The sequence below is a fragment of the Mycobacterium sp. ITM-2016-00316 genome, from assembly GCF_002968335.2.
Taxonomy (GTDB): Bacteria; Actinomycetota; Actinomycetes; order Mycobacteriales; family Mycobacteriaceae; genus Mycobacterium.
In genome coordinates this window covers 3,826,675-3,848,590 of the sequence record NZ_CP134398.1, presented here as the reverse complement: position 1 = coordinate 3,848,590, position 21,916 = coordinate 3,826,675, and the positions used below count along the sequence as shown (strand labels likewise).

At 68.6% G+C, this 21,916-nt stretch carries 19 protein-coding genes; 7 read left to right on the top strand and 12 right to left on the bottom strand.

The window, feature by feature from the left end:
* Window positions 1-44 precede the first annotated feature (44 nt).
* Entirely contained in the window at window positions 45-1,253 is a 1,209-nt protein-coding gene (locus C6A86_RS18485) for an FAD-dependent oxidoreductase (protein WP_105361536.1), read from the bottom strand.
* Between the two features lie 44 nt (window positions 1,254-1,297).
* On the opposite strand from C6A86_RS18485, the gene C6A86_RS18480 reads away from it, so the two are divergent.
* The 6 genes from C6A86_RS18480 to C6A86_RS18460 all read left to right on the top strand — a co-directional run bounded on the left by C6A86_RS18480 (window position 1,298) and on the right by C6A86_RS18460 (window position 5,589).
* A complete protein-coding gene (locus tag C6A86_RS18480; RefSeq protein ID WP_105361537.1) occupies window positions 1,298-1,492 on the top strand; it encodes a hypothetical protein in 195 nt (64 codons plus the stop codon).
* A 131-nt stretch (window positions 1,493-1,623) separates the two neighbouring features.
* Complete coding sequence (locus C6A86_RS29215; RefSeq protein ID WP_366515297.1) at window positions 1,624-1,716, top strand: Ms4533A family Cys-rich leader peptide; 93 nt, start codon at window positions 1,624-1,626, stop codon at window positions 1,714-1,716.
* 121 nt (window positions 1,717-1,837) lie between these two features.
* Window positions 1,838-2,860: a sulfate ABC transporter substrate-binding protein gene (locus tag C6A86_RS18475; protein WP_105361884.1), complete on the top strand. Its 1,023-nt coding sequence runs from the start codon at window positions 1,838-1,840 to the stop codon at window positions 2,858-2,860.
* A 59-nt stretch (window positions 2,861-2,919) separates the two neighbouring features.
* Window positions 2,920-3,729: a sulfate ABC transporter permease subunit CysT gene (cysT, locus tag C6A86_RS18470; protein WP_199196061.1), complete on the top strand. Its 810-nt coding sequence runs from the start codon at window positions 2,920-2,922 to the stop codon at window positions 3,727-3,729.
* The gene (cysW, locus tag C6A86_RS18465) at window positions 3,726-4,544 is read left to right on the top strand and encodes a sulfate ABC transporter permease subunit CysW (protein WP_105361886.1); all 819 of its coding nucleotides are present in this window, start codon (window positions 3,726-3,728) and stop codon (window positions 4,542-4,544) included. The genes cysT and cysW overlap by 4 nt, the downstream gene beginning before the upstream one ends.
* 13 nt (window positions 4,545-4,557) lie before the next feature.
* The gene (locus C6A86_RS18460) at window positions 4,558-5,589 is read left to right on the top strand and encodes a sulfate/molybdate ABC transporter ATP-binding protein (protein WP_105361887.1); all 1,032 of its coding nucleotides are present in this window, start codon (window positions 4,558-4,560) and stop codon (window positions 5,587-5,589) included.
* Here C6A86_RS18460 and C6A86_RS18455 read toward each other — a convergent pair.
* The 9 genes from C6A86_RS18455 to C6A86_RS18415 all read right to left on the bottom strand — a co-directional run bounded on the left by C6A86_RS18455 (window position 5,586) and on the right by C6A86_RS18415 (window position 13,495).
* Window positions 5,586-7,055, bottom strand: a complete 1,470-nt coding sequence (locus C6A86_RS18455; protein WP_105361888.1) for an amidase — start codon at window positions 7,053-7,055, stop codon at window positions 5,586-5,588. The genes C6A86_RS18460 and C6A86_RS18455 overlap by 4 nt on opposite strands.
* Before the next feature lie 25 nt (window positions 7,056-7,080).
* Complete coding sequence (locus C6A86_RS18450; RefSeq protein WP_105361889.1) at window positions 7,081-7,998, bottom strand: sterol desaturase family protein; 918 nt, start codon at window positions 7,996-7,998, stop codon at window positions 7,081-7,083.
* Between the two features lies 1 nt (window position 7,999).
* Window positions 8,000-8,644, bottom strand: a complete 645-nt coding sequence (locus C6A86_RS18445; RefSeq protein WP_105361890.1) for a TetR family transcriptional regulator — start codon at window positions 8,642-8,644, stop codon at window positions 8,000-8,002.
* A gap of 112 nt (window positions 8,645-8,756) precedes the next feature.
* A complete protein-coding gene (locus C6A86_RS18440) occupies window positions 8,757-9,194 on the bottom strand; it encodes a Rieske (2Fe-2S) protein (protein ID WP_105361891.1) in 438 nt (145 codons plus the stop codon).
* A gap of 13 nt (window positions 9,195-9,207) precedes the next feature.
* Window positions 9,208-9,804 (bottom strand): DUF6529 family protein, encoded by a 597-nt coding sequence (locus C6A86_RS18435; protein ID WP_105361892.1) that lies wholly within the window; start codon window positions 9,802-9,804, stop codon window positions 9,208-9,210.
* A complete protein-coding gene (locus C6A86_RS18430) occupies window positions 9,794-10,240 on the bottom strand; it encodes a hypothetical protein (RefSeq protein WP_233212873.1) in 447 nt (148 codons plus the stop codon). The genes C6A86_RS18435 and C6A86_RS18430 overlap by 11 nt, the downstream gene beginning before the upstream one ends.
* Before the next feature lie 114 nt (window positions 10,241-10,354).
* Entirely contained in the window at window positions 10,355-11,101 is a 747-nt protein-coding gene (locus tag C6A86_RS18425; RefSeq protein ID WP_311100819.1) for a sirohydrochlorin chelatase, read from the bottom strand.
* Window positions 11,080-11,787 (bottom strand): phosphoadenylyl-sulfate reductase, encoded by a 708-nt coding sequence (locus C6A86_RS18420; RefSeq protein ID WP_105365421.1) that lies wholly within the window; start codon window positions 11,785-11,787, stop codon window positions 11,080-11,082. Before C6A86_RS18420 ends, C6A86_RS18425 begins: the two co-directional genes overlap by 22 nt.
* A 4-nt stretch (window positions 11,788-11,791) precedes the next feature.
* Window positions 11,792-13,495: a nitrite/sulfite reductase gene (locus tag C6A86_RS18415; RefSeq protein WP_105365420.1), complete on the bottom strand. Its 1,704-nt coding sequence runs from the start codon at window positions 13,493-13,495 to the stop codon at window positions 11,792-11,794.
* 314 nt (window positions 13,496-13,809) lie between these two features.
* Here C6A86_RS18415 and hemW point away from each other — a divergent pair, with 314 nt between their 5' ends.
* Window positions 13,810-14,943 carry a radical SAM family heme chaperone HemW gene (gene hemW / locus C6A86_RS18410; RefSeq protein ID WP_396833827.1) on the top strand — a complete coding sequence of 378 codons (1,134 nt, stop codon included), beginning with the start codon at window positions 13,810-13,812 and terminating at the stop codon, window positions 14,941-14,943.
* Between the two features lie 12 nt (window positions 14,944-14,955).
* Here hemW and C6A86_RS18405 read toward each other — a convergent pair whose 3' ends face one another.
* Both C6A86_RS18405 and C6A86_RS18400 read right to left on the bottom strand, forming a co-directional pair.
* Complete coding sequence (locus tag C6A86_RS18405) at window positions 14,956-20,085, bottom strand: type I polyketide synthase (RefSeq protein ID WP_105365418.1); 5,130 nt, start codon at window positions 20,083-20,085, stop codon at window positions 14,956-14,958.
* Window positions 20,086-20,217: 132 nt separating this feature from the next.
* On the bottom strand, window positions 20,218-21,882 hold the full coding sequence (locus C6A86_RS18400) for a (2,3-dihydroxybenzoyl)adenylate synthase (protein ID WP_105365417.1): 1,665 nt from the start codon (window positions 21,880-21,882) through the stop codon (window positions 20,218-20,220).
* Window positions 21,883-21,916: the final 34 nt, after the last annotated feature.

Genomic DNA, 21,916 nt, shown 5'->3' with positions numbered 1-21,916 from the left:
ATGAGTGCAGAAACCGCCGCCGTCTAGTCGCGGGGAACCGGGTGTCAGCGCCGGGCGAAGGCGGGTATGTGCTCGGGTAGCGGCCCGATCGCCACGCCGTAACCGATGATCCTGCGCAACAGCGCAACCCGGCCGACCAGTCGGACGGCGGCCGGCGCCCGTGCGGGGGCGCCCTCGGACACCGCGACCGCGATGACCCGGTTGTGAACGGTCTTCTGCACGCCCTGGACCAGCACCGTGGGTAGCCAGCGGCGGGCCTGTACGCGCCGCAGTCGGCGCGTCGGCACCTCACCGGCACACAACGGGGCGGCGAGCAGCCGCGCGGCCGCCACCGCGTCGGCCACCGCCAGGTTGATGCCGACGCCGCCCACCGGGGACATCGCATGGGCCGCGTCACCGATGAACAACACTCCGTCGGCGTACCAGCGCCTCAACCGATTCAACTGCACATCAAGCAATTTGACCTCGTCGAAGGATCCCACCGAGCCGACCCGGTCGGCGATCCACGGTACGACCGCGGTGACCCGCCGGTGCAGCGACTCGATGCCCTCGGAGCGCAGTCGCTGATCCGACCCCTTCGGGATGACGAACGCGCACTGGTAGTAGTCGCCACGGTCGATCATGGCCACCACGTGACCGGCGCCCATCGCCCCGGCAAGGCCTGCGGGGTCGTTCTCGGTGCGCGGCACCCGGAACCACCAGACATCCATCGGTGCGCCAAAGCTTCTGGGCACCAACCCCATTGCCGATCTCAACGTCGATCCCCGGCCATCACAGGCCACCGTCAACGGGGCGTGGATCTCGCGTTCGGCGCCATGCTCATCGCGGTAGCGCACACCGCGCACCCGCCCCGAGCGCAGCACCGGACCGAGCACCTCGCTGTTGCGCAACAGGGTGAACGTCGACTCCTGCTCGGCCGCGTCGGCGAGCAGTTCGAGAAAATCCCACTGTGGCACCAGGGCGATGTGCTGATGTGCGCCGGGCAGGTGGCGCAGATCCACCTCGACCGGCACTCCCTGCACCGACAGGCGCAGCGATTCGATGAGCCGGTGCGGTAGCGCGGCGAAGAGTTCGCCGAGCCCGAGTTCGTCGAGCAGGCGCAGAGTGCTGGCATGCACGGTGTCCCCACGGAAATCGCGCAGGAAGTCGGCGTGCTTCTCCAACACGGTGACATTCACGCCGGCCCTGGCCAGCAGCAGGCCCAGCATCATCCCGGCCGGTCCGCCGCCGACGATCACACATCCGGTGGGCATGACTCCATGGTGGCACCGAACCCGGCCGCACTACTGTAGAACTCATGGGTGGATTCCTGAGCTGGTGGGACGGCGTCGAGCTGTGGCTGTCCGGGCTCGGTTTCGTTGCCCAAACCGCCATTGTGATGCCGGTCGTGCTGCTGTTGGCCTATGGGATCGCCGTCGTTCTGGACGGCGCGCTCGGCAACGGCATCCGGCTGCTGCGCCGCGCATCGCACCAGGATGAGGAGCCCTTGTGAACCAGATGCCGCGGTCGCGGGTGACGCTGGCGCTGGTCGCTTTACTGGTGCTGGTGATCGTGATGTGGCTGTTGACCCGCTGACGTTGCCCTCATCAGGCAGTCTGCGTCAGTTCTGATACTCTTCCGGCCATGCGCGCAGCGACCGGCAACAAGAGCGGCCACATCTTGGCCCTCATTGCCGTGGGTTTTTCCGCTGTTGCTGATGTCTGTTGTTGTCGCTGACACCACACCCGTCTGCGGTTTGGCGTTGGTAGCGGCATGTGAACGCGTCGCGCACTGATCCATCACCTTTCCGTGTGTACGGCAGCCCCTGCCCCGTATCCCGCCCCTGGAAAGGTCCTCAATGAACAACATCCTCACCACTACCAAACGTTGGAGCGCGCTCACCGCGTTCGCGCTGTCCACCACGCTCGTCGCGGCGTGCGGCGGCGGTGCCAGCGATGTCGCCGGCGAGGGGAACACCGCGGCGGCCGACACCACGCTGACTCTGGTGGCGTTCGCGGTGCCGGAGCCGGGTTGGTCGAAGATCGCCCCGGCGTTCGCGGGCACCGAGGAGGGCCAGGGGGTCGGTGTCACGGCCTCCTACGGCGCCTCCGGGGACCAGTCCCGCGGTGTCGAATCCGGAAAGCCGGCCGATGTCGTCAACTTCTCCGTCGAGCCCGATATCACCCGGCTGGTGAAGGCCGGACTGGTCGACGAGGACTGGAATTCCGGTGCCCAGAAGGGTTTGCCGTTCGGGTCCGTGGTGACCTTCGCCGTGCGAGAGGGAAACCCGAAGAACATCCGCGACTGGGACGATCTGCTCAAGCCGGGTATCGAGGTCATCACGCCCAGCCCGTTGAGCTCGGGTGCGGCGAAGTGGAACCTGCTGGCCCCGTACGCGGCCAAGAGCAACGGCGGCCAGGACCATGCCGCCGGCATCGCCTACGTCCAGGAATTGGTCAGCCAGCACGTCAAGCTGCGCCCGGGCTCGGGTCGTGAGGCCACCGATGTGTTCCGCCAGGGCACCGGCGATGTGCTGCTCGCCTACGAGAACGAGGCACTGCACTACAACCTGGAGCACGTGAACCCGCCGCAGACCTTCAAGATCGAGAACCCGGTCGCTGTGGTCAACACCAGCAAGCACCTGGACAAGGCCACCGAGTTCGTGAACTTCCAATACACGCCCGAGGCGCAGAAGGTGTGGGCCGAGGCCGGTTTCCGGCCGTCCGACCCGGCGGTTGCCGCGGAGTTCGCGGACAAGTTCCCGGCCCCGGAGAAGCTGTGGAGCATCACCGATCTCGGTGGCTGGTCCGAGGTCGATCCGCAGCTGTTCGACAAGGACAACGGTGAGATCACCAAGATCTACAAGCAGGCCACCGGGTGACGACCCAGACCAATCCTGAGGCGAGTCGCCCGGAGCTTTCTTCTGGCGACCCGCCTGCGGTGGGGCGGCTGCCGCGTCGCGCCAGCGGCGCCCCCTTGCAGGTTGGGGTGGCGGTGTTGTGGTTGTCGCTGATCGTGCTGCTGCCGCTGGCGGCGATCCTGTGGACCTCGGCCGAGGGTGGTTGGGGCGCGTTCTGGTCGGCGGTCACCTCGCCGTCGGCGCTGGCCTCGTTCCGGGTGACGCTGACCATCTCGATCGGCGTGACGCTGGTCAACGTCGTGTTCGGGCTGCTGATCGCCTGGGTTCTGGTCCGCGACGACTTCCCGCTCAAGCGCGTGGTGGACGCCATCATCGATCTCCCGTTCGCGCTGCCGACCATCGTGGCCAGCCTGGTACTGCTGTCCCTGTACGGGCCCGGTAGCCCGGTGGGGATCCACATCCAGCACACCGCGTGGGGCGTGGCACTGGCGCTGGCCTTCGTGACGCTGCCGTTCGTCGTCCGCGCCGTGCAGCCTGTTCTGCTGGAACTCGATCGCGAGGTCGAGGAGGCCGCGGCCTCGCTGGGTGCCAACAGCACGACGATCTTCCTCAAGGTCATCCTGCCCGCGCTGGCGCCGTCGCTGCTGTCGGGGGCCGGCTTGGCGTTCTCCCGGGCCATCGGCGAATTCGGATCCATCGTGCTGATCGGCGGCGCCATTCCCGGCGAGACCGAGGTGTCCTCGCAGTGGATCCGGACACTCATCGAGAACGATGACCGGGTGGGCGCGGCGGCGATCTCGATTGTGCTGCTGCTGATCTCGTTCGTCGTGTTGTTCGTGCTGCGCTACTTCGGTGCGCGGGCGGCCAAACGGGAGGAGTCGGCCCGATGACGCTGTCCCGGTCCACCCGGCGGATCCTGCGGGTCATCGCGCTGCTGTACGTCTTTGCGCTGCTGGTGGTGCCGTTGGGGGCCATTCTGTGGCGCGCGCTCGCACCCGGCCTGGGGGAGTTCTTCGCCTCCATTTCCACACCCGCCGCGCAGTCCGCCCTGCAGTTGTCGCTGCTGGTGGTGGCGATCGTGGTGCCGCTGAACGTGATCTTCGGTGTCCCGACGGCCATCGTGCTGGCCCGGCGCAAGTTCCGCGGCAAGAATGCGCTGCAGGCGGCGATCGATCTGCCGTTCGCGGTGTCCCCCGTGGTCATCGGCGTGGCGCTCATCGTGCTGTGGGGAAGCGCCGGCCTATTCGGGTTCGTGGAGAACAGCTGGGGATTCAAGATCATCTTCGGCTTCCCTGGCATCGTGCTGGCCAGCCTGTTCGTCACCATCCCGTTCGTCATCCGGGAGGTCGAACCGGTGCTGCACGAGGTCGGCACCGACCAGGAGGAAGCCGCGTCCACCCTGGGCGCCAACTGGTGGCAGACCTTCTGGCGGATCACCTTGCCGTCGATCCGGTGGGGCCTCACCTATGGTGTGGTGCTCACCGTGGCCCGCACCCTCGGCGAATTCGGTGCGGTACTGATGGTGTCGTCCAATCTGCCCGGCCAATCGCAGACGCTGACCCTGCTGGTGCATGACCGCTACACCCTGGGCAACCCGTACGGCGCGTACACCATCTCGGTGGTGCTGATGGCGGTAGCGCTCATTGTGCTGGTGGCCCAGATCGTGTTTGACGCCCAGCGTTCGCGTGTCAAGACTGAAGACTGAAGGAGACCACCCGATGAGCGATATCGCCATTTCGGTGCAGGGCGCGAACAAGCGTTACGGTGACTTCGCGGCGCTGGACAATATCGATTTCGTGGTGCCCAAGGGCTCGCTGACCGCGTTGCTGGGGCCCAGCGGATCGGGCAAGTCGACGCTGCTGCGTGCGATCGCCGGTCTCGATCAGCCCGATACCGGGACGATCACCATCAACGACCGCGATGTGACGGGGGTGCCGGCGCAGAAGCGCGGTATCGGCTTCGTCTTCCAGCACTACGCCGCGTTCAAGCACCTCACGGTGCGCGACAACGTCGCCTTCGGCCTGTCGATCCGCAAGAGGCCCAAGCACGAGATCAAGGAGAAGGTCGACAACCTGCTCGAGGTGGTCGGTCTGGCGGGCTTCCAGACCCGGTATCCGGCGCAGTTGTCGGGCGGGCAGCGACAGCGCATGGCCTTGGCCCGTGCCCTGGCCGTCGACCCCGAGGTGCTGCTGCTTGACGAGCCGTTCGGCGCGCTGGACGCCAAGGTCCGGGAGGATCTGCGGGCCTGGCTGCGCCGGCTGCACGACGAGGTCCACGTCACCACGGTGCTGGTCACCCACGATCAGGCCGAGGCGCTCGACGTCGCCGACCGGATCGCCGTGCTCAACAAGGGCCGGATCGAACAGGTGGGCTCACCGACCGAGGTGTACGACGCACCGGCGAATCCGTTCGTCATGTCCTTCCTGGGCACGGTGTCACTGCTCAACGGAATCCTGGTGCGCCCGCACGATATCCGGGTCGGCCGCAATCCCGACATGGCCATCGCCGCCGGTGACGGGACCGCCGAGTCGACCGGGGTCACCAGGGCCACCATCGACCGGATCGTCACCCTGGGTTTCGAGGTGCGCGTCGAACTGATCAGCGCGGTCAACGGCACGCCGTTCACCGCGCAGATCACCCGTGGTGACGCCGAGGCCCTGGGGCTACGTGCCGGGGACACCGTGTACGTGCGGGCCACCCGGGTGCCCGCCATCGCCGGTGAATTGCCGAGCGCCGAGGCGCTCACCTAGCAGGGTGCCACCCGCTCGGCCCACGGCAACGCCACCTCGAGCTGGGCGGCCAGCCGGATCAGCAGGGCCTCCCCGGCCAGTGGCGCCACGAACTGGACGCCGAGGGGAAGGCCGTCCGCGGTCCAGTGCAGCGGCAGGCTGATCGCCGGGCGCCCGGTGAGGTTGGCCAGCTGGGTGTAGGGCACCCAGCCGAGGTTCTTGTCGACCATATCGTCGACGATCTTGGTGTAGCGCAACAGTTTTGCGGTGCGTGTCTTGAGTAGCAGGTCGGCACCGCGCGCCAGTGCGGCGGGCAGGTCGAACTCGCCGATCCGGGGCGGCGGGCTGGCCAGGGTGGGTGTGAGCAGCAGGTCGTAGCTCTCGAAGTAGGTGCTCAGCCTGCGGGTGTGTTCATGGCGGCGCTGCACCGCGTCGACGTAGGCGACGCTGCCGGTCGCCCGGCCGAGGGCGGCCATGATGAGGGTGTCGCGCTCGAAGGCGTCATCGCCGGCACCGGTCAACCGTTTTGCCTCGTCGACCTCCCACGCCAGGTAGACGAACCAGGTGAGCAGGAAGTCGCGCGCCAGCTCGGCATCGTCGAAGGGTGCGGTGGGCAGTTCCTCGACGTGGTGCCCGAGATCGGTCAGCACCCGGATTGCCGTCTCCACCGCGGCGTAGGCCTCGCGGTGGGGTTGCGGTGTGATCGCCGAGGGCACCCGGACACCGATGCGCAGGGTGCCGGGATCCTGTCCGACCGCCGACGCATAGGACGACTCGGCCAGAGCCGGTGAATAGGGTCCGAATGGTTCACCGCCGGCGATGACGTCGAACATCGCGGCGGTGTCCCGGACGGTTCGCGAGACCACGCCCTGCACGGCCGAACCATGCATCGACTCGGCGTTGGTCGGACCCATCGGGGTGAGACCACGCCCTGGTTTGAGGCCCACCAGCCCGCAGCAGGCGGCCGGGATGCGGATCGACCCGCCACCGTCGTTGGCGCCCGCGCAGGGCACGATCCCGGCCGCGACGGCGGCCGCCGAACCGCCGGAGGAGCCCCCCGGGGTGTGAGCCAGGTTCCACGGGTTGCGCGCGGGACCCCACAGCTCCGGTTCGGAGACCCCCTTGGCGCCGAACTCGGGCAGGTTGGTCTTGCCGAAGATCACCAGCCCGGCATCGAGCCAGCGCGCCACGATCGTGGAGTGCTCGGCGGCCGGCAGGTGCCGCAACGACCGGGAGCCCGCGGAGCTGGGCAGCCCCGCGTAGTCCTGGGCGAGATCCTTGATCAGGAACGGCACTCCGGCGAACGGCCCGGTCAGCTCATCCGACGGCGTGGCGGGCACATCGCGCACGATGGCGTTGATCTTCGGATTCACCGCCGCGGCGCGTTCGGAGGCCAGCGTGAGCAGCTCGGTGGCCTGTATCTGCTTGTCGGCGACCAGCTTCGCCAGACCGGTCGCGTCATGACTGCGGTACTCGTCGAACCTCATGGCGTCAGACTAGGTGAGCCGCCCGTCAGTGACGTGTGCTTGCACGTTCCGGCTCGGATGTGGCCGGTGTCGCATCGATCCACCCCGGTGGCTGGAGCAGGTAGCCGGCCCGCGCCCGCCAGCTCGTGGCGCGCCACACGTCGCGGACCATCAGCGCGAACTCGTGGAAGTTCACCTTGATCGGGTTGTAGGTGTCGATGTTGTGGGTGAGACCGTAGCGGACCTGCTCGACCTCGTCGGCGTAGCTGTTGAACAGCCGGTCCCAGAGGATCAGGATGCCCCCGTAGTTCTTGTCCAGGTAGGGGTTGTTGGAGCCGTGGTGCACGCGGTGGTGCGATGGCGTGTTGAAGACGAATTCGATTGCCGGGTGCAGCTTTCCGATGCGTTCGGTGTGTAGCGGGTACTGGAACAGCAGGATGATCGCCTGGGAGAGGAAGATCACCCAGACCGGCACGCCGACCACGGCCAGCGGGATGTAGACCACCGATGTCAGGAAGCGCCCCGGAATCAGCCACGGCAGCCGCACCGCGGTGGACATGTTGAAGTGCTGACTGGAGTGGTGCACGCTGTGCGCCGCCCAGAACAGCCGCACCCGGTGCTGCATCCGGTGCTGGGCGTAGTAGCCGAGATCGGCCCCGACGATGGCCAGCACCCACACCCACCAGTCCGATGCCGACAGCGAAATCGGGGCGAGCATCGCGGCGAGCAGCACGATGGGCAACTGGATGAAATCCTCGACCAGGTTGGCGAACCGGCCCAGCCCGTAGACTCCCAGGCTGGCGAAGGTGTCGCGGGCCGAGAAGCCCACGCGCCGAGGGCTTTCCGTGGATCCTCCGGTCCGGCGGTCGCGGCGGCGCTCCAGATAGTCGCCCAGAAACTCGATGCCGAGCAGCACCAGGAACGCCGGGATCGCGTACAGGCCGATATTGCCGATCCACTCCATGTCAGGGTGCCTCTTCCGCTTTGCGGGGCATGCCGGCGATCTGCCAGCGCAGCGCCTGGCCGAACATCTCCTCGGTGACCCGCTCGGGTTCGATGCGGCGCTGCCGGATCAGTCCGCCGAACAGAGCGAGTGTGGTGGTGGCGAAGTCGTCGATGTTGATCGCCCCGACATCGACCCCGTGGCGGTCCAGCATGTCGGTGAGGATGCCGCGCACCGATTCCAGGGTCTTCGCCGAGGAGGCCGCCTCGATCCGCATGAGTTCGGGATTGCGGACCGCGTGCAGCCAGAACTCGGTACGCAGCACGGCGACGTCGATCTCCTTGTCCGCCATGGCGATCAGCATCGCGCCCAGCGCGCGCAGGGGATCGCCGGCCGCGGCCTTCGCCTCCCGGATGGCATGGGCCACCTCGCTCATCCGGTCGACGGCCCGATCGGTCATCAGCGCTTCGAAGAGCTGTTCCTTGTTGCTGAAGTTCGAGTACACCGCGCCGACGGAATAGCCCGCCGACTCGGCGATCTCCTCGACCGACGCGGCGGTGTACCCGCGGTGCGCGAACACCTGCGCCGCCGCTTCGAGGAGGCGTCGCCTGGTCTGCTCTTTGCTCTCGGCGCGGGTGAGGCGGCGCGGTCTCTCATCGGACGACATATTCAGATAGTAACGACTATTTGAATCGCGCGCACTATCCCAGTGTGGATGGTCGGATTCGCGGGGTGGGAGCTGTGCGGCCGACCGGGGGAGTAAAGGACCTGCTCAGAGTTCAATTGAGCGTGATCGAATCATCGATGACGGCGATGCTCTTCGCATCGAGTGGCCGCGTGGCCGGGCCCTTGGCCACGGTGCCGTCGAGGTTGAAGCCGCTGCCATGGCACGGACAGTTGATCACTGCGCCGACCACCTCGGACACCGAGCATCCGGCGTGGGTGCAGACCGACGAGAAGCAGTTGAACTTTCCCGGCGAAGGCTGGGTGAGCACGACAGCGCGGTCCCCGGTTCCGACGATCACGCCGGAGCCGACCGGTACCTCGGACGTTCTGGCGATGGCCGCAGCGGGCACCTGTGTGGTGTTCTCGGGTGCCGGTTTCTGGGGTTCCGGTTCGGGAGCGGGCGGCTTGCCGTAGGTGGCGCAGCCCGCGACCGTAGACGCGGCAAACGTGACTCCGGTGCAGACCAGGGCTTGGCGGCGGGAGACTGACATGGGGAACCTGCTTTCAGAACGTCAGGCCGGTGGTGTCGAAGAACCACAGCGCAGAGGTGAGCCAGACATAGACGAGAACGAAGAACAACAGACCGCCGACGATCGGAATCACCCAAGGCCGAAGACCTTTGCGGGTGAGCAGCATCATCTTCGTGACGAACACGCCGTAGAAGAAGCAACCGAACAGCGAGTGGAAGAACACCCGGGAATCCCCGGACTGGAAGCCGAGCGCGTACAGGCAGTGCACCGCCACAGGAACGCTGGCCAGGACGGCGAACCGACCGGACCACACGTGCGCCGAGGCGATCCACGACGGCAACCGGTCGCCGGGGATCAACCGGTACATGATGAACGCGGACATCAGCTGAAAGACCGCCAACGTGAGCGCAAGCGTCGCAAGCCAGGCTTTGGCAGCGGTGCCGCCGGAGAACCCGGCCACGTTCACCGAAAAGAACTGTGGATCATGCACTTTGCCGAACACGCCGAGGGCGACAGCCGCAGCCGCGCCCACCAGGACGGGTATCAGGACAACGACCGCTCCGGTACCGGAGATGACCGGTATCGGACTGGTCGGAGTTGAGTCTGCGCGGTCGGCGGACTCAGAAAACATCGGTGTCTCCCGGCGCTGCCGCGAAATCCCAGTGCTTTTCCGCGATCGTCAGCTTCCCGACGATGGTGTTCCCGACGTGGCGACCCTCCAGTCGGGCGGTCTTGTCGGCGCTGCTCAGATTCAGCAGTCCGCCCGCGGAACTGCCCGACAGCCAGGTTTCGATGCCGTAGTTGTCGCAGGCGTACGCCCTGGCGGTCTCACCGGTAACGCTGATCTGCAGGCCGAGGATGCCGGTCTTGACAGGGATGTCGGTCACGAAGTCTTCGCGCGTGCCGAAGGGGGCAGCAGCCGGTTCACCCGGCGCGGTCGACGGCGGTGGCACCGCCGCCGGCGCGGTGGCCACCGCGGGCTGCGGCGGTGCGGCGAGTCGCGGCTGCTGCGCGACGTTGGCGAAAAATACCCCGGTGCCCAGTGCGGCAACCGCAGCGAGGGTCACGATGGGTCCTTTGATCAACATGGCGACAAGCATGCTCGCGGGCCCGGGCCACCGCATGAAGAAAGTGTGGAGATCGCCTGGAGATGTGGCGCAGTGGAAGTCGGCGCCGACCGGTCAGGCGGCGACGGACAGCGCCAGGGCTGCGTCGAAACGGTCCAGCACGGTCTCGGCCACCAGGCGGTGCGCTCCGAGCGGAGACGCCATCGGAATGCCTTGAGCCGCAGCAAAATCGGCGACCCTGTCGGTGATCCTGCCGTGCGCGAGGAACCACGGCGCGATGACGATCCGTTCGGCGCCGCGGCGCCGCAGGCGGTGCGCGGCGGCCGGCAGTGACGGTGTCGGTCCGGTGGCGAACGCGGTGGTCGTACCGATCCACCGGGTGCCGATCGCGACCGCGGAGGCCACCGTCGAGGTACGCGTGTTGGCCTCCGAGCGGGACGACCCGACCGCGGTCACGATCACACCGACATCCGAATCCTCGGCGGAGACCCCGGCTTCGGCGATCCGGCGGCGCAGCACCGCGAGCAGCTGATCGTCCTCGCCGAGCACCTGCGCCTGCCGTGCGCGCACACCACTGTCGGCGATCATCGCCGGGATATCGGTGCGCGCATGGAAGGCGTTGGCCAGCAGCAGGGGAGTGACGACCGCGCGGTCACCGACCTCGCGCAGCACGTCGACCAGGTTGGGCGCAGTCTGCTCGCAGAACGCGGGCACCACCTCGATGTCCCGCCGCAATCTGCGGATCGTCTCGGCCACCGCATAGGTGGTCTCCGCGGAGCGTGGGTCGGCGCTACCGTGCGCGGTCAGCACCAGAACCGGTGGGTTCACCACCGCCGAACTCATGACGCGTGCAGTCCGCATTCCGTCTTCGCCTGCCCGGCCCAGCGGCCGCTGCGCGGATCGGCGCCCTCGACCGGCTTGCTGGTGCACGGCGCGCACCCGATCGAGGGATATCCCTCATAGACCAGCGGATTGACCAGGATGCCGTTGGCGTCAATATATGCCTGCATGTCCTCGTCGGTCCACGCGGCGATCGGATTGATCTTCACCAGGCCGAATGCCGCGTCCCAGCTGATCAGCGGCGCATTCGCGCGGGTCGGCGCCTCGACTCGGCGGATACCGGTCACCCACGCCGAATATCCGCGCAGCGACTTGCCCAGCGGCTCGACCTTGCGCATCCGGCAGCAGGCCGCGGCGTCACGGGCGAAGAGATCCTTGCCGTGCAGCTCGTCCTGGCGGGCCACGGTGTTCTCGGGGGAGACATTCACCACATGCACGCCGTAAACGGCCTCGACGGCGTCGCGGGTGCCGATCGTCTCGGCGAAGTGGTAGCCGGTGTCCAGGAACAGCACGTCCACGCCGGGACGTACCTTGGCGGCCATCTCGACGAGCACGCCGTCCTGCATGTTCGACGCCACGATGTAGTTGCCGCCGAAGTTCTCGTCGGTCCAGCGCAGGAGTTCCTCGGGACCGGCATCGGCCAGTTCGGCCGCGCCGCGCTCCGCCAACTGCTGCAATTCGCTTTCTGAACGTGTCACCGCTGTCACACCATCACCTCAAGTCCGCTTCGTCGGCGCGTACCGCCCACTCAGCGAAACGCTCGCCGGCCTCGCGTTGTTTCACGAAGTTGCGAACAACTCGCTCGATGTAGTCGCCGAGCTCACTGGAGAGCACCTTGTGCTGGCGCAGTTTGCGGCCGAAACCGCTGTCCAGGCCCAGGCTGCCGCCCAGGTGGACCTGGAAACCCTCCTCGGGGCCGTCGCCCTCGTCGATCATCTGCCCCTTGAAGCCGATATCGGCGACCTGGATGCGCGCGCACGAGTTGGGGCAGCCGTTGATGTTGATCGTCACCGGCACGTCGAGCTGGGCGTTGATGTCTTCGAGCCGCTTCTCCAGCTCGGGCACCAGCACCTGCGAGCGGCTGCGGGTCTCGGCGAAGCTCAACTTGCAGAACTCGATGCCCGTGCAGGCCATCAGATTGCGTCGCCAGTGCGACGGGGCCGACGGCAGGCCCAGGGCGTCCAGGCCGGCCCGCAGCTCGGCCAGGTTCTCGTCGGGGACGTCCAGGACGATCAGCTTCTGATACGGCGTGAAGCGCACCCGGTGGGAGCCGGCGGCCTCGGCCAGGTCGGCGACCTTGGTCAGGATGGTGCCCGAGACGCGGCCCGCGATGGGCGCGACGCCGACGGCGTTCAGCCCGTTCTTGAGCTTCGTCACGCCGACGTGGTCGATGGGCCGCGGCACCGGTGCCGGCGCGGGCCCGTCGAGCAGCGGGCGCTTGAGGTACTCGGTTTCGAGAACTTCCCTGAACTTTGCTACGCCCCAGTCCTTGATCAGGAACTTCAGCCGAGCCTTGGCGCGCAGCCGGCGGTAGCCGTAGTCGCGGAAGGCACTGACCACGGCTTCCCACACGTCGGGCACCTCGTCCAGTGGCACCCAGGCGCCGAGGCGCTGGCCCAGCATCGGGTTGGTGGACAGCCCGCCGCCGACCCACACGTCGAAACCGGGTCCGTGTTCGGGGTGGTTGACCCCGATGAACGCGACGTCGTTGATCTCGTGCACGACGTCCTGCAGTCCGGAGATCGCGGTCTTGAACTTGCGCGGCAGGTTGGAGTATTCGGGCTTGCCGATGTAGCGCTTGAGGATCTCGTCGATGGCGGGCGTGCCGTCGATGATCTCGTCGGGGTGCTCACCGGCCAGCGGGGAGCCCAGCACGATGCGGGGGCAGTCGCCGCAGGCCTCGGTGGTCTGCAGGCCGACCTCGTCGAGGCGACGCCAGATCTCCGGCATGTTCTCGACCTCGATCCAGTGGTACTGGACGTTCTGCCGGTCGGAGATGTCGGCGGTGTCGCGGCCGAACTCGGTGGAGATGCCGCCGAGGGTGCGCAGCGCGGCAGTGGTCAGGGCGCCGCCGTCGCTGCGGACCCGCAGCATGAAGTACGAGTCCTCCAGCATGTCGGTGTTCTCGTCGCCGGTCCAGGTGCCGTCATAGCCGGGCTTGCGCTGGGTGTAGAGGCCCCACCAACGGAAACGACCCCGCAGGTCACCCTTGTCGATGCTGTCGAAGCCACCGTGGGCGTAGATGTTCTCGATCCGCTGGCGCACGTTGAGCGGGTTGTCGTCCTTCTTGGCCTGCTCGTTGGCGTTGAGTGGCTCGCGGTAACCCAGGGCCCACTGGCCCTCGCCGCGGGGCCGCTTGACCGGCTTCGCCGGCTTCGCCGGCTTCTCAGGGGCGTTGGAGACAGTGTCTGTCATGTTGTCGGTGGCTCCTAGTCGGAGGAGCGGGCTCGCAAATCGCGCCATCGCCGGGGGCTGGCCGGCGGCGCAGATCCGGCGGCCGGCTCAGGATGTGGGCGGGCTGATTCCGATATCGACGCGGGTCAGGACGGACAACAACAGCTGCAGATGCGCTTGAGGTCGACATGCCGCCGGACCACCAGCGCAATGCGGGTGGTGCTGTCAACGGCGGCGGTCACGGCCGCCATTCTGCCACGAAAGCCCCCACCTGCCCTAACCGGGCCAGATTTGCGCTCAGGGTGAGCAGAACAGGTTCTGCGATGATGCGGGGCATGAGCAGTGACGGCCCCTTCGGCATCTACATCCATGTGCCGTTCTGTGCGACCCGCTGCGGTTACTGCGACTTCAACACCTACACACCGTCCGAGCTAGGGGGCGCCAACCCCGACGGCTGGCTGGCCGCCGTGCGGGTCGAGCTGGAACTGGCGGCCCGGCAGGTCGGCCCGCGGGCGGTCGACACCGTCTTCGTCGGCGGAGGCACCCCGACGATGCTGGGAGGACACGGGCTGGCGGCGGTGCTGGCGGCGGTGCGCGACCACTTTCAGCTGGCGCCCGGCGCGGAGGTGACCACCGAAGCCAACCCGGAGTCCAGCTCGCCCGAACTGTTCGGGACGCTGCGCGCGGCCGGCTACACCCGTATCTCGCTGGGTATGCAGTCGGCCGCGACGCATGTGCTCAAGGTGCTGGACCGCGTGCACTCGGCGGGCCGGGCCCCGGCCGCCGCGCTGGAGGCCCGCGCCGAGGGGTTCGAGCATGTCAATCTCGATCTGATCTACGGCACGCCCGGCGAGACCGACGATGATCTGGTGCGCTCCATCGAGACCGCACTGGGCGCGGATGTCGACCATGTGTCGGCCTATGCGCTGATCGTGGAGGACGGCACCGCGCTGGCCCGCCGGGTGCGCCGCGGCGAACTGCCGGCACCGGACAACGATGTGCTGGCCGACCGCTACGAACTGCTCGACGCGCATCTGTCGGCGGCCGGTCTGCAGTGGTACGAGGTGTCCAACTGGAGCCGTCCCGGCGGTGAGTGCCGGCACAACCTCGGGTACTGGGACGGTGGCCACTGGTGGGGTGCCGGGCCGGGCGCACACAGCTTCCTCGGGGCGCGCAGATGGTGGAACATCAAGCACCCCAACGCATATGCGCAGGCGCTGGCCGAGCGCCGGCTACCGGTGGCGGATTCCGAGGAGATCGATGCCGCCGCCCGGCACATGGAGGACGTGATGCTGCGGATGCGGCTGCGCAGCGGCCTGCCGCGCGGGGTGCTCACCGAACCCGAGCGGCGGCGCGCCGATATCGCGCTCACCGATGGACTGGTGGTCGCCGCCGCCGACCGGCTGGTGCTCACCGACCGGGGTCGGCTGCTGGCCGACGCGGTGGTGCGGGACCTGCTCGAGGACTGAGATCCCCGGGAGTCAGGCGCAGGACGCCCCGACCTGCTCGGTCACCGAATGATCGTGCGGTGCCAGCATTTCCACGATTCTGGTGGTCACCGCGGCGGCGGTCGGGTGCTCCCACAGCAGGGTCGGCGGTAACGCCAGCCCGGTCTTGCGCTCCAGCTGCTTGCGCAATGCGACCGTCATGATCGAGTCCACACCTATCTCGGCCAGCGGCGAGCGCGGGTCCACACCGTCGTCGGGCAGACCCAGTTCGGCGGCCACCGCGCCGACCACCAGTTCGGCCACCCACACCGCGGTGTCCACCCCCTCGCGCCCGACCGGCAGCGCCAGCCCATCCAGGCCGGTGTCCTCGTCGTCGCGGGGTGCGATATCGGCGAGCATCGGCACCGAGGCGGCATCGGTAGTCACCGGTAGCACCACGATATGGGCCTGATCGGCACGCACCGCGAGATCCAGTGCACGCATCGCATCGTCGGCCCCGACGGTACCCATGCCCAGCGCGTTCAGCTGTGCGGCGACAAAGCTTGACGCCGAACCCATTCCGAGGCCGCGCCAGGCAGTCCAGGCCACCGCGGTCGTCCGGTCGCCCAGGCTGCGGCGGTGCTGGGCGAACGCGTCGAGGAAGGCGTTCGCACAGGCATAGGCGCCCTGGCCGGGGAAGCCCGCCAGATAGCCGCAGGAGGAGAACAGCACCAGCCAGTCCAGCTCGCCGGGTGGGAACAGCTCGTGCAGGGTCAGGGTGCCGTCGACCTTGGGGCGCATGGCTTGTGCGAAATCCTCGGCGGTGGTGCCCGCCAGCAGGGCGCCGGCCTCCACGCCGGCGGCATGCACCACGCCCCGCACCGGGGGCAGATCACCCAGAACGGACCGCAGCTCGGCGGCTGCACCGGAGGCGGCGATATCGACGGCGGCGACCCGCACCGACACACCGCGTTCCTCCAGCGACAGGATGGTGCGTGCGGGCTCGGCCCCGGTATCCCAGGACGCGCGGTCGGCAATACCGCTGCGGGACACCAGCACGATGCGGCGTGCCCCCAGATCGGCCAGTCGCGCGGCGACGCGCACACCGAGGGCCCCGGTGCCGCCGGTGATCAGGTAGGTGCCGGCCGGCGAGCAGGACAGTGTGGTTCTCCTGGTCGATTCGGCGTGGGTCAGGCGTGCGGTCAGCGCGATATCGTCGCGGACCACGACGACACCCTGGCCGCCGAGCGTGGCGAGCACCCCGATCGGCAGGCTGTCATCGGCCACGTCGAGGACGCCGCCCCACACTCCGGGGTGTTCGGCGGCGGCGATGCGGGAAAAACCCCACAACGGTGAACTGTCGATATCGCTGCCCTCGTAGACACCGCGGGTCAGCGCCCACAGCTGAGCCGGGGCCGCCCGGTCCAGCAGCGTGGTCAGCGCCTGATGTAGCAGGCCGACCGTCTCGATCGGCGCATCAGCGGGCCGGGGCAGCACCAGCACCACCGCGCCGGGCGCCAGCGCGGCGGGGATCTCGTCCGGCGATGTGCACAGCCGGTGGTCCACATCGGCGGCGGCGAGATCACGCATGCACCAGGCCAGCGTCTGCGCGTCGCCACCCACCAGGATCACCTGCGACGGCCGTGCTGATTCGGTCCAGGTCGTCGGATGCCACTGGAGCTGCTGCATCATCCGGCTGACGTCGTTGCCGCCGGGATTCTCCAGCTGGTCGAAGAACATGCCGTCGATCGCACCGACCACCGTGCCCCCGGCGTCGGCGATCGTCACATCGGCGATCGTGCCGTCGGTCGCGCGGCGAATATGCATCAGCGCCAACGCAACCGGTGCGCCGCGCAGCGTCACCCGGTCGACGCGCGCCGGCATCCGCAACCGCAGCGGGCTCTCGAACACGATCGACGCCGCCGAGGTCGCGGCATCCACCAGACCGGCCCAGGTGGCCGGCGCGGAACCGTCCGGCTCGGCGCGCACCACGGCCAGCAACTCGCCGTCACCGCGCAGCAGTTCGGTGATCTCCCAGGGGAACCCCATGGCCGCCACGCCCAGCTCGGCCAGCGTGTCCACGACGTGTCCGGCGGGCAGCGTCTCGGTGCAGCGCGCCCGCGCGCCCGCGATATCGAGTGCGGGCAGCGATGATTCGGTGCCGGTCGCGGATACGGCGGTGCAGTGGGTGAGCCAGCCGCCATCGGAATCGGTGCTCGCGTCGGTGTCTTCGATCCGTGAAGCCAGGGCCAGCGCTCGGTCCTGCAACACGACCTGCACCGAACGGGCCCGACCCGGAGCCACCGGGGTGCGCAGCCGCACATCGGCGAGATCGCCACCGGTCGCGGTCAGGAAGGTGTTCAGCAGCACCGCGGCCGGGATGATCTCGGTGCCCTGCACCGGGTGATCGCCCGGGTAGGGCCGGGTGTCCATGTCCAGCTGGGTCTGCCAGACCTTGGCGGGCACCGCGGCGGTCACCTCGAGGCGGCCGCCGAGCAGCGTGTTGGTCTGCGGGTCGTGCACCGCGCCGCCACCGGGTGGCGCGGCGGGGGTGCGCCAGAACCGGCGGTGCTGCCACTGCGTGCCGGGCAGGCCGTGGGCCCACCGGGTGTGGGACGGGCGCAGCGCCACGGGAGCGCCGTGACAATGCAGGGCAGCGATCGCGGTGGTGACCGAGCGCACTTCCGGCATGTTGCGGCGGTGCAGGGGCAACACCGCGAATTCGTCGATTTCGTTGTGCGACAGGGTGTCGACGATGGAATGCGAGACCACCGGGTGCGCGGCGATCTCCAGGAACAGGCGGTGGCCGTCCTCGGCAGCGGCGGTGACGGCTTCGCTGAACCGGACCCGCCCGCGCAGGTTGGTCACCCAGTAGTCGGGACCGCGCAGCGCGGTCGACCGCGGATCGGCCATCGCCGTGCTGTAGAGCGGGATGGCCGGTGCCTGCGGTGACAGCGCACCGGTGAGGCGGGCCAGTTCGGCGGTCAGGCCGTCCATGGCGGGACTGTGGAACGCGACATCGGTGTTCACCGCGCGGGTCATGATGCCCTGGGCCGACCAGTCGGCGGTGATGGCCCGCACCTCGTCGGCGGTGCCGGAGATGACGGTGGATTGCGGCGCCGCACTGATCGCGGCGACCACAGCGCTCTGCCCGGCGAGGCGCTGCTCGGCCTCGGCGAAGGACAGCGCGACCAGGGCCATCGCACCCTGGCCCTGCACGGTGCGGAAACCGCGGGCGCGGTAGCAGGCGATCCTGGCGCCGTCGGTCAGGTCGAACACCCCGGCGATGACGCACGCGGCGACCTCGCCGACGGAGTGCCCGATGACCGCCGCGGGTGCCGCCCCGCGGGAGCGCAGCACCGCGGCCAGCCCGACCTGCATCGCGAAGGTCAGTGCCTGCACCTGATCGGTACCACCATGCTCGCCACTGGAGAGCGCCGCACGGGCGGAGAAGCCCAGCTCGGCATCGAAGATCGGGTCGATCGCGTCGATGACTGCGGCGAAATCGGGTTCCTCGCACAGCAGTTCGGCACCCATGCCGACCCAGTGCGAGCCGTGTCCTGAGCACACCCAGACCGCACCGTCGGCGGCGCCGGGCACCACCGAGCCGGTGGCCACCGAGGAGTGGCGTTCGCCGCCCGCCAATGCGTCCAGGCCGACGACCAGTTGCTTGTGGTCCTCGGCGATGATCGCGGCACGCACGGGCTCGTGGGACCGCCGCGACCACAGCGTGCCGGCCACCTCGGTCAGCGAATGGTGTGCCGACCGCAGCTGGTCGCTCAGCGCCTCGGCGTTGGCAGACAGCCGGGACGGGGACCGTCCGGAGACCGGAATGACCTGGTAGGTGGTGTCTTTCGGGGTCTCGATGGCCACCGGTGCGGGCGCCTCTTCGAGCAGGACGTGCGCGATGGTCCCGCCGTAGCCGTAGCTGCACACCGCGGCGCGGCGCGGCTGCTCGGTGCGCGGCCAGATCTCGGTCTCGGTGTTGACCCGCAGGCCGTTGGTGGACCAGTCCACCGCGGTGGTGGGGGTCTGCACGCCGGCGGTCGGCGGGATCGCCTCGTGGTGCAGCGCCAGCGCGGCCTTGACCAGACCGACCACGCCGGCGCCGCCCTCCAGGTGCCCGGTGTTGGGTTTGACCGAGCCGACCACGCACGGTCGATCCGCGCGACCCGCTCCGTACACCGCCGACAGCGCGGTCAGTTCCACCGGGTCGCCGGTCGGGGTTCCGGTGCCGTGCGCCTCCACGAAGTCGATACTCGCCGGGTCGATACCCGCGGTGCGGCAGGTGAGCCGGAACATCTGCTCCTGCGCGTCACCGTTGGGCGACATGATGCCGACGGTCTTGCCGTCCTGGGCGACCGCGCCGCCGCGCACGATCGCCAGCACCCGGTCGTCGTCGCGTTGCGCGTCGGCCAGGCGCTTGAGCACCACCACGGCGGCACCTTCGCCACGGCCGTAACCGTCGGCGGACTCGTCGAACGATTTGCACCGTCCGTCCGGGGCGGTCGCCCCGGCCACGTCCAGCACCCGGGTCAGTCCGGGGCCGATCAGTGCGCTGACACCGCCGGCCAGAGCCAGCGATGTCTCGCCGGCCCGCAACAGTTGGCAGGCCTGATGCACGGCCACCAGGGAGGCCGCGCAGGCGGCGTCGAGGGCGACGCTGGGGCCGCGCAGATCGAGGAGGTGCGAGACCCGGTTGGCGATACCGCACAGCGCGGTGCCGATCCCGGTCCAGGCCTCGATCCCGGGCAGGTCCTCCATGACGAGCTTGCCGTAGTCGTCGGAGTTGACGCCCATCAGCACCGCGGTGTCGCTGCCGGCCAGCGAACGGGGCGGCACACCCGCGTCTTCCAGCGCTTCCCAGCTGACCTCGAGGGCCAGTCGCTGCTGCGGGTCCATCAGTTCGGCCTCGCGCGGGGAGACCCCGAAGAACTCGGCGTCGAAGCCGGGCAGGTCGGACAGGAAGCTGCCCCAGGGTGTGGTGGCCTTCAGGATCGCGGCGTTGCGAGGATCCCGGCGCAGGTAGGGCTCCCACCGTTCGGCCGGAACCTCGCCCACCGCGGTACCGCTGTCGAGCAGGAACCGCCAGAAGTCGGCCGGGTTGTTGACGTCGCCGGCGAGCCGGCACCCGATACCGACGATGGCGATCGGTTCCAGGGTGGGGTCCTGGTTAAGCGTCACGGCTGCGAATCCTCTTCACATCATTGGCGTTGACAGAGATCGTGGCACGTGGCGGCGGCCGGTGGAGGGCTACCTGGTGTGCCCCAGGGCACACTGGTCGGCCAGAATCCAAGTACGTGAACGGATTAACGGTCACGAAGACTCCAGCACCGCGATGATCTGTTTCTTGTCGACCTTGCCGACGGCGGTCTTGGGCAATGCCGGCAGTGGGGCGAGCATGTCCGGCTTGGTGTGCGCGGACACGCCACGGCTGTCCAGGAAGCTGTTCAGCTCGGCCAGCGTCAGCGCCTTCCCGGAGAAAACGACTGCGGCGCAGATCTTCTCGCCGAGATACTCGTCCGGCATGGCCACCGCGGCGGCCGCGTAGATCCCCGGGTGCGCGAACAGGTGCTCCTCCAGATCGGAGGCCGACACGGTCTCGCCGCCGCGGTGGATGACGTCCTTGATGCGCCCGGTCACCTCGACGTAGCCGGCCAGCGGGCCGTCGGCGAAAATCCGCACCCGGTCCCCGGAGCGGTAGTAGCCGTCCGGGCTGAACGAGCGCGCGTTGGCTTCCTCGGCACGGTAGTACCCATTGATGGTGTTGGGCCCGCGCACCAGGAGTTCGCCCTCCTGGCCGGGGGCCACGGCGTCGCCGTGCTCGTCGACGACGAGCATCTCGTCGAGCGGGGACATCGGCCGGCCCTGGGTGTGCAGCAGGACGTCGACCGGGTCACCGGGGCGGGTGAAGTTCAACATGCCCTCGGCCATCCCGAAGATCTGGGACAGGCCGCCGGTGAGGTTGTCGAGAATGAACTTCGCCTCGTCCGCCGTCATCCGCGATCCGCCCACCTGCACCACCCGCAGCGACGTCGGCAGCACCGGTTCCCAGTCACAGGCCTGCGCCCAGACCTTGGCCAGGGCGTTGACCAGGCCCGTCACCGTCACGCGGTGCTTGTCGATGAGCGCGAATGTGTTCTCCGGGCTCGGGTCGTGGGTGAACACGGTGGGGGCGCCGACGGTCATCGCGCCCAGCAGCCCGGGGCAGCCCAGCGGGAAGTTGTGCCCGGCGGGCAATGCGACGAGGTAGGTGTCCTCGCTGGTCATCAGGTATTCCTGGGCCGAGGCGACCGCGGTGTAGACGTAGTCGTCATGGGTGCGGGGGATCAGCTTGGGCAGGCCGGTGGTGCCGCCGGAGACGAGCAGCAGGGCGGGTTCGGCCGGGTCGACGTCCCCCCGGGCGGGCGCTGCGGTGGGCGCGTCGCCGGCCGGATCGGTCAGCGCGGACCACGCAAGGTAGTCGCCGGGGTCGCCGTCGACGATGACATGGCGCAGCGCGGGATGGTCCTTCTGCAGTTGCGCGGCCATGGTGCGGAAATCGAAACCGGCTGCGGTGTCGGTGATCACGAGCCCGACCGCGCCGCTGACACCGGCGAAGTGGCTCAGTTCGGCCGAACGGTGGCCGGACAGGCACATCACCGGAACCACGCCCGCGCGCAACAGGCCGAAGAAGGCGACGGCGAACTGGGTGGTGTTGGGCAACTGGAGCAGCACCCGGTCACCGGGCCGCAATCCCAGGGCGGTGAGCCGAGCGGCCACCAGGTCGGCGGTGGCGTCCAGTTCGGCGAACGTGTAGCTGCGCTCGCTATCGACGATCGCGGTGACGTCGGGCCATGTCGCGGCGCCGTTGCTGAGAATGGAATCCAGCGGCGCGCCGGTCCAATAGCCGGCCTTCCGGTACGCGGCGGCCCGTTCGGCCGGGAACGTGACGAAACCGTCGGTCAGGCTGTCGTGTTCCTGCGAAAAAACCGTGCTCATGCTGGAAAAACCGTCCCTCTGGGTAGGTGCGTTA

Coding starts and splice junctions, on each gene's coding strand:
- C6A86_RS18485 (WP_105361536.1), bottom strand. CDS start 1,253: ATGCCCACCGGATGTGTGATCGTCGGCGGCGGACCGGCCGGGATGATG.
- C6A86_RS18480 (WP_105361537.1), top strand. CDS start 1,298: ATGGGTGGATTCCTGAGCTGGTGGGACGGCGTCGAGCTGTGGCTGTCC.
- C6A86_RS29215 (WP_366515297.1), top strand. CDS start 1,624: ATGCGCGCAGCGACCGGCAACAAGAGCGGCCACATCTTGGCCCTCATT.
- C6A86_RS18475 (WP_105361884.1), top strand. CDS start 1,838: ATGAACAACATCCTCACCACTACCAAACGTTGGAGCGCGCTCACCGCG.
- cysW (WP_105361886.1), top strand. CDS start 3,726: ATGACGCTGTCCCGGTCCACCCGGCGGATCCTGCGGGTCATCGCGCTG.
- C6A86_RS18460 (WP_105361887.1), top strand. CDS start 4,558: ATGAGCGATATCGCCATTTCGGTGCAGGGCGCGAACAAGCGTTACGGT.
- C6A86_RS18455 (WP_105361888.1), bottom strand. CDS start 7,055: ATGAGGTTCGACGAGTACCGCAGTCATGACGCGACCGGTCTGGCGAAG.
- C6A86_RS18450 (WP_105361889.1), bottom strand. CDS start 7,998: ATGGAGTGGATCGGCAATATCGGCCTGTACGCGATCCCGGCGTTCCTG.
- C6A86_RS18445 (WP_105361890.1), bottom strand. CDS start 8,644: ATGTCGTCCGATGAGAGACCGCGCCGCCTCACCCGCGCCGAGAGCAAA.
- C6A86_RS18440 (WP_105361891.1), bottom strand. CDS start 9,194: ATGTCAGTCTCCCGCCGCCAAGCCCTGGTCTGCACCGGAGTCACGTTT.
- C6A86_RS18435 (WP_105361892.1), bottom strand. CDS start 9,804: ATGTTTTCTGAGTCCGCCGACCGCGCAGACTCAACTCCGACCAGTCCG.
- C6A86_RS18425 (WP_311100819.1), bottom strand. CDS start 11,101: ATGCGGACTGCACGCGTCATGAGTTCGGCGGTGGTGAACCCACCGGTT.
- C6A86_RS18415 (WP_105365420.1), bottom strand. CDS start 13,495: ATGACAGACACTGTCTCCAACGCCCCTGAGAAGCCGGCGAAGCCGGCG.
- hemW (WP_396833827.1), top strand. CDS start 13,810: ATGAGCAGTGACGGCCCCTTCGGCATCTACATCCATGTGCCGTTCTGT.
- C6A86_RS18400 (WP_105365417.1), bottom strand. CDS start 21,882: ATGAGCACGGTTTTTTCGCAGGAACACGACAGCCTGACCGACGGTTTC.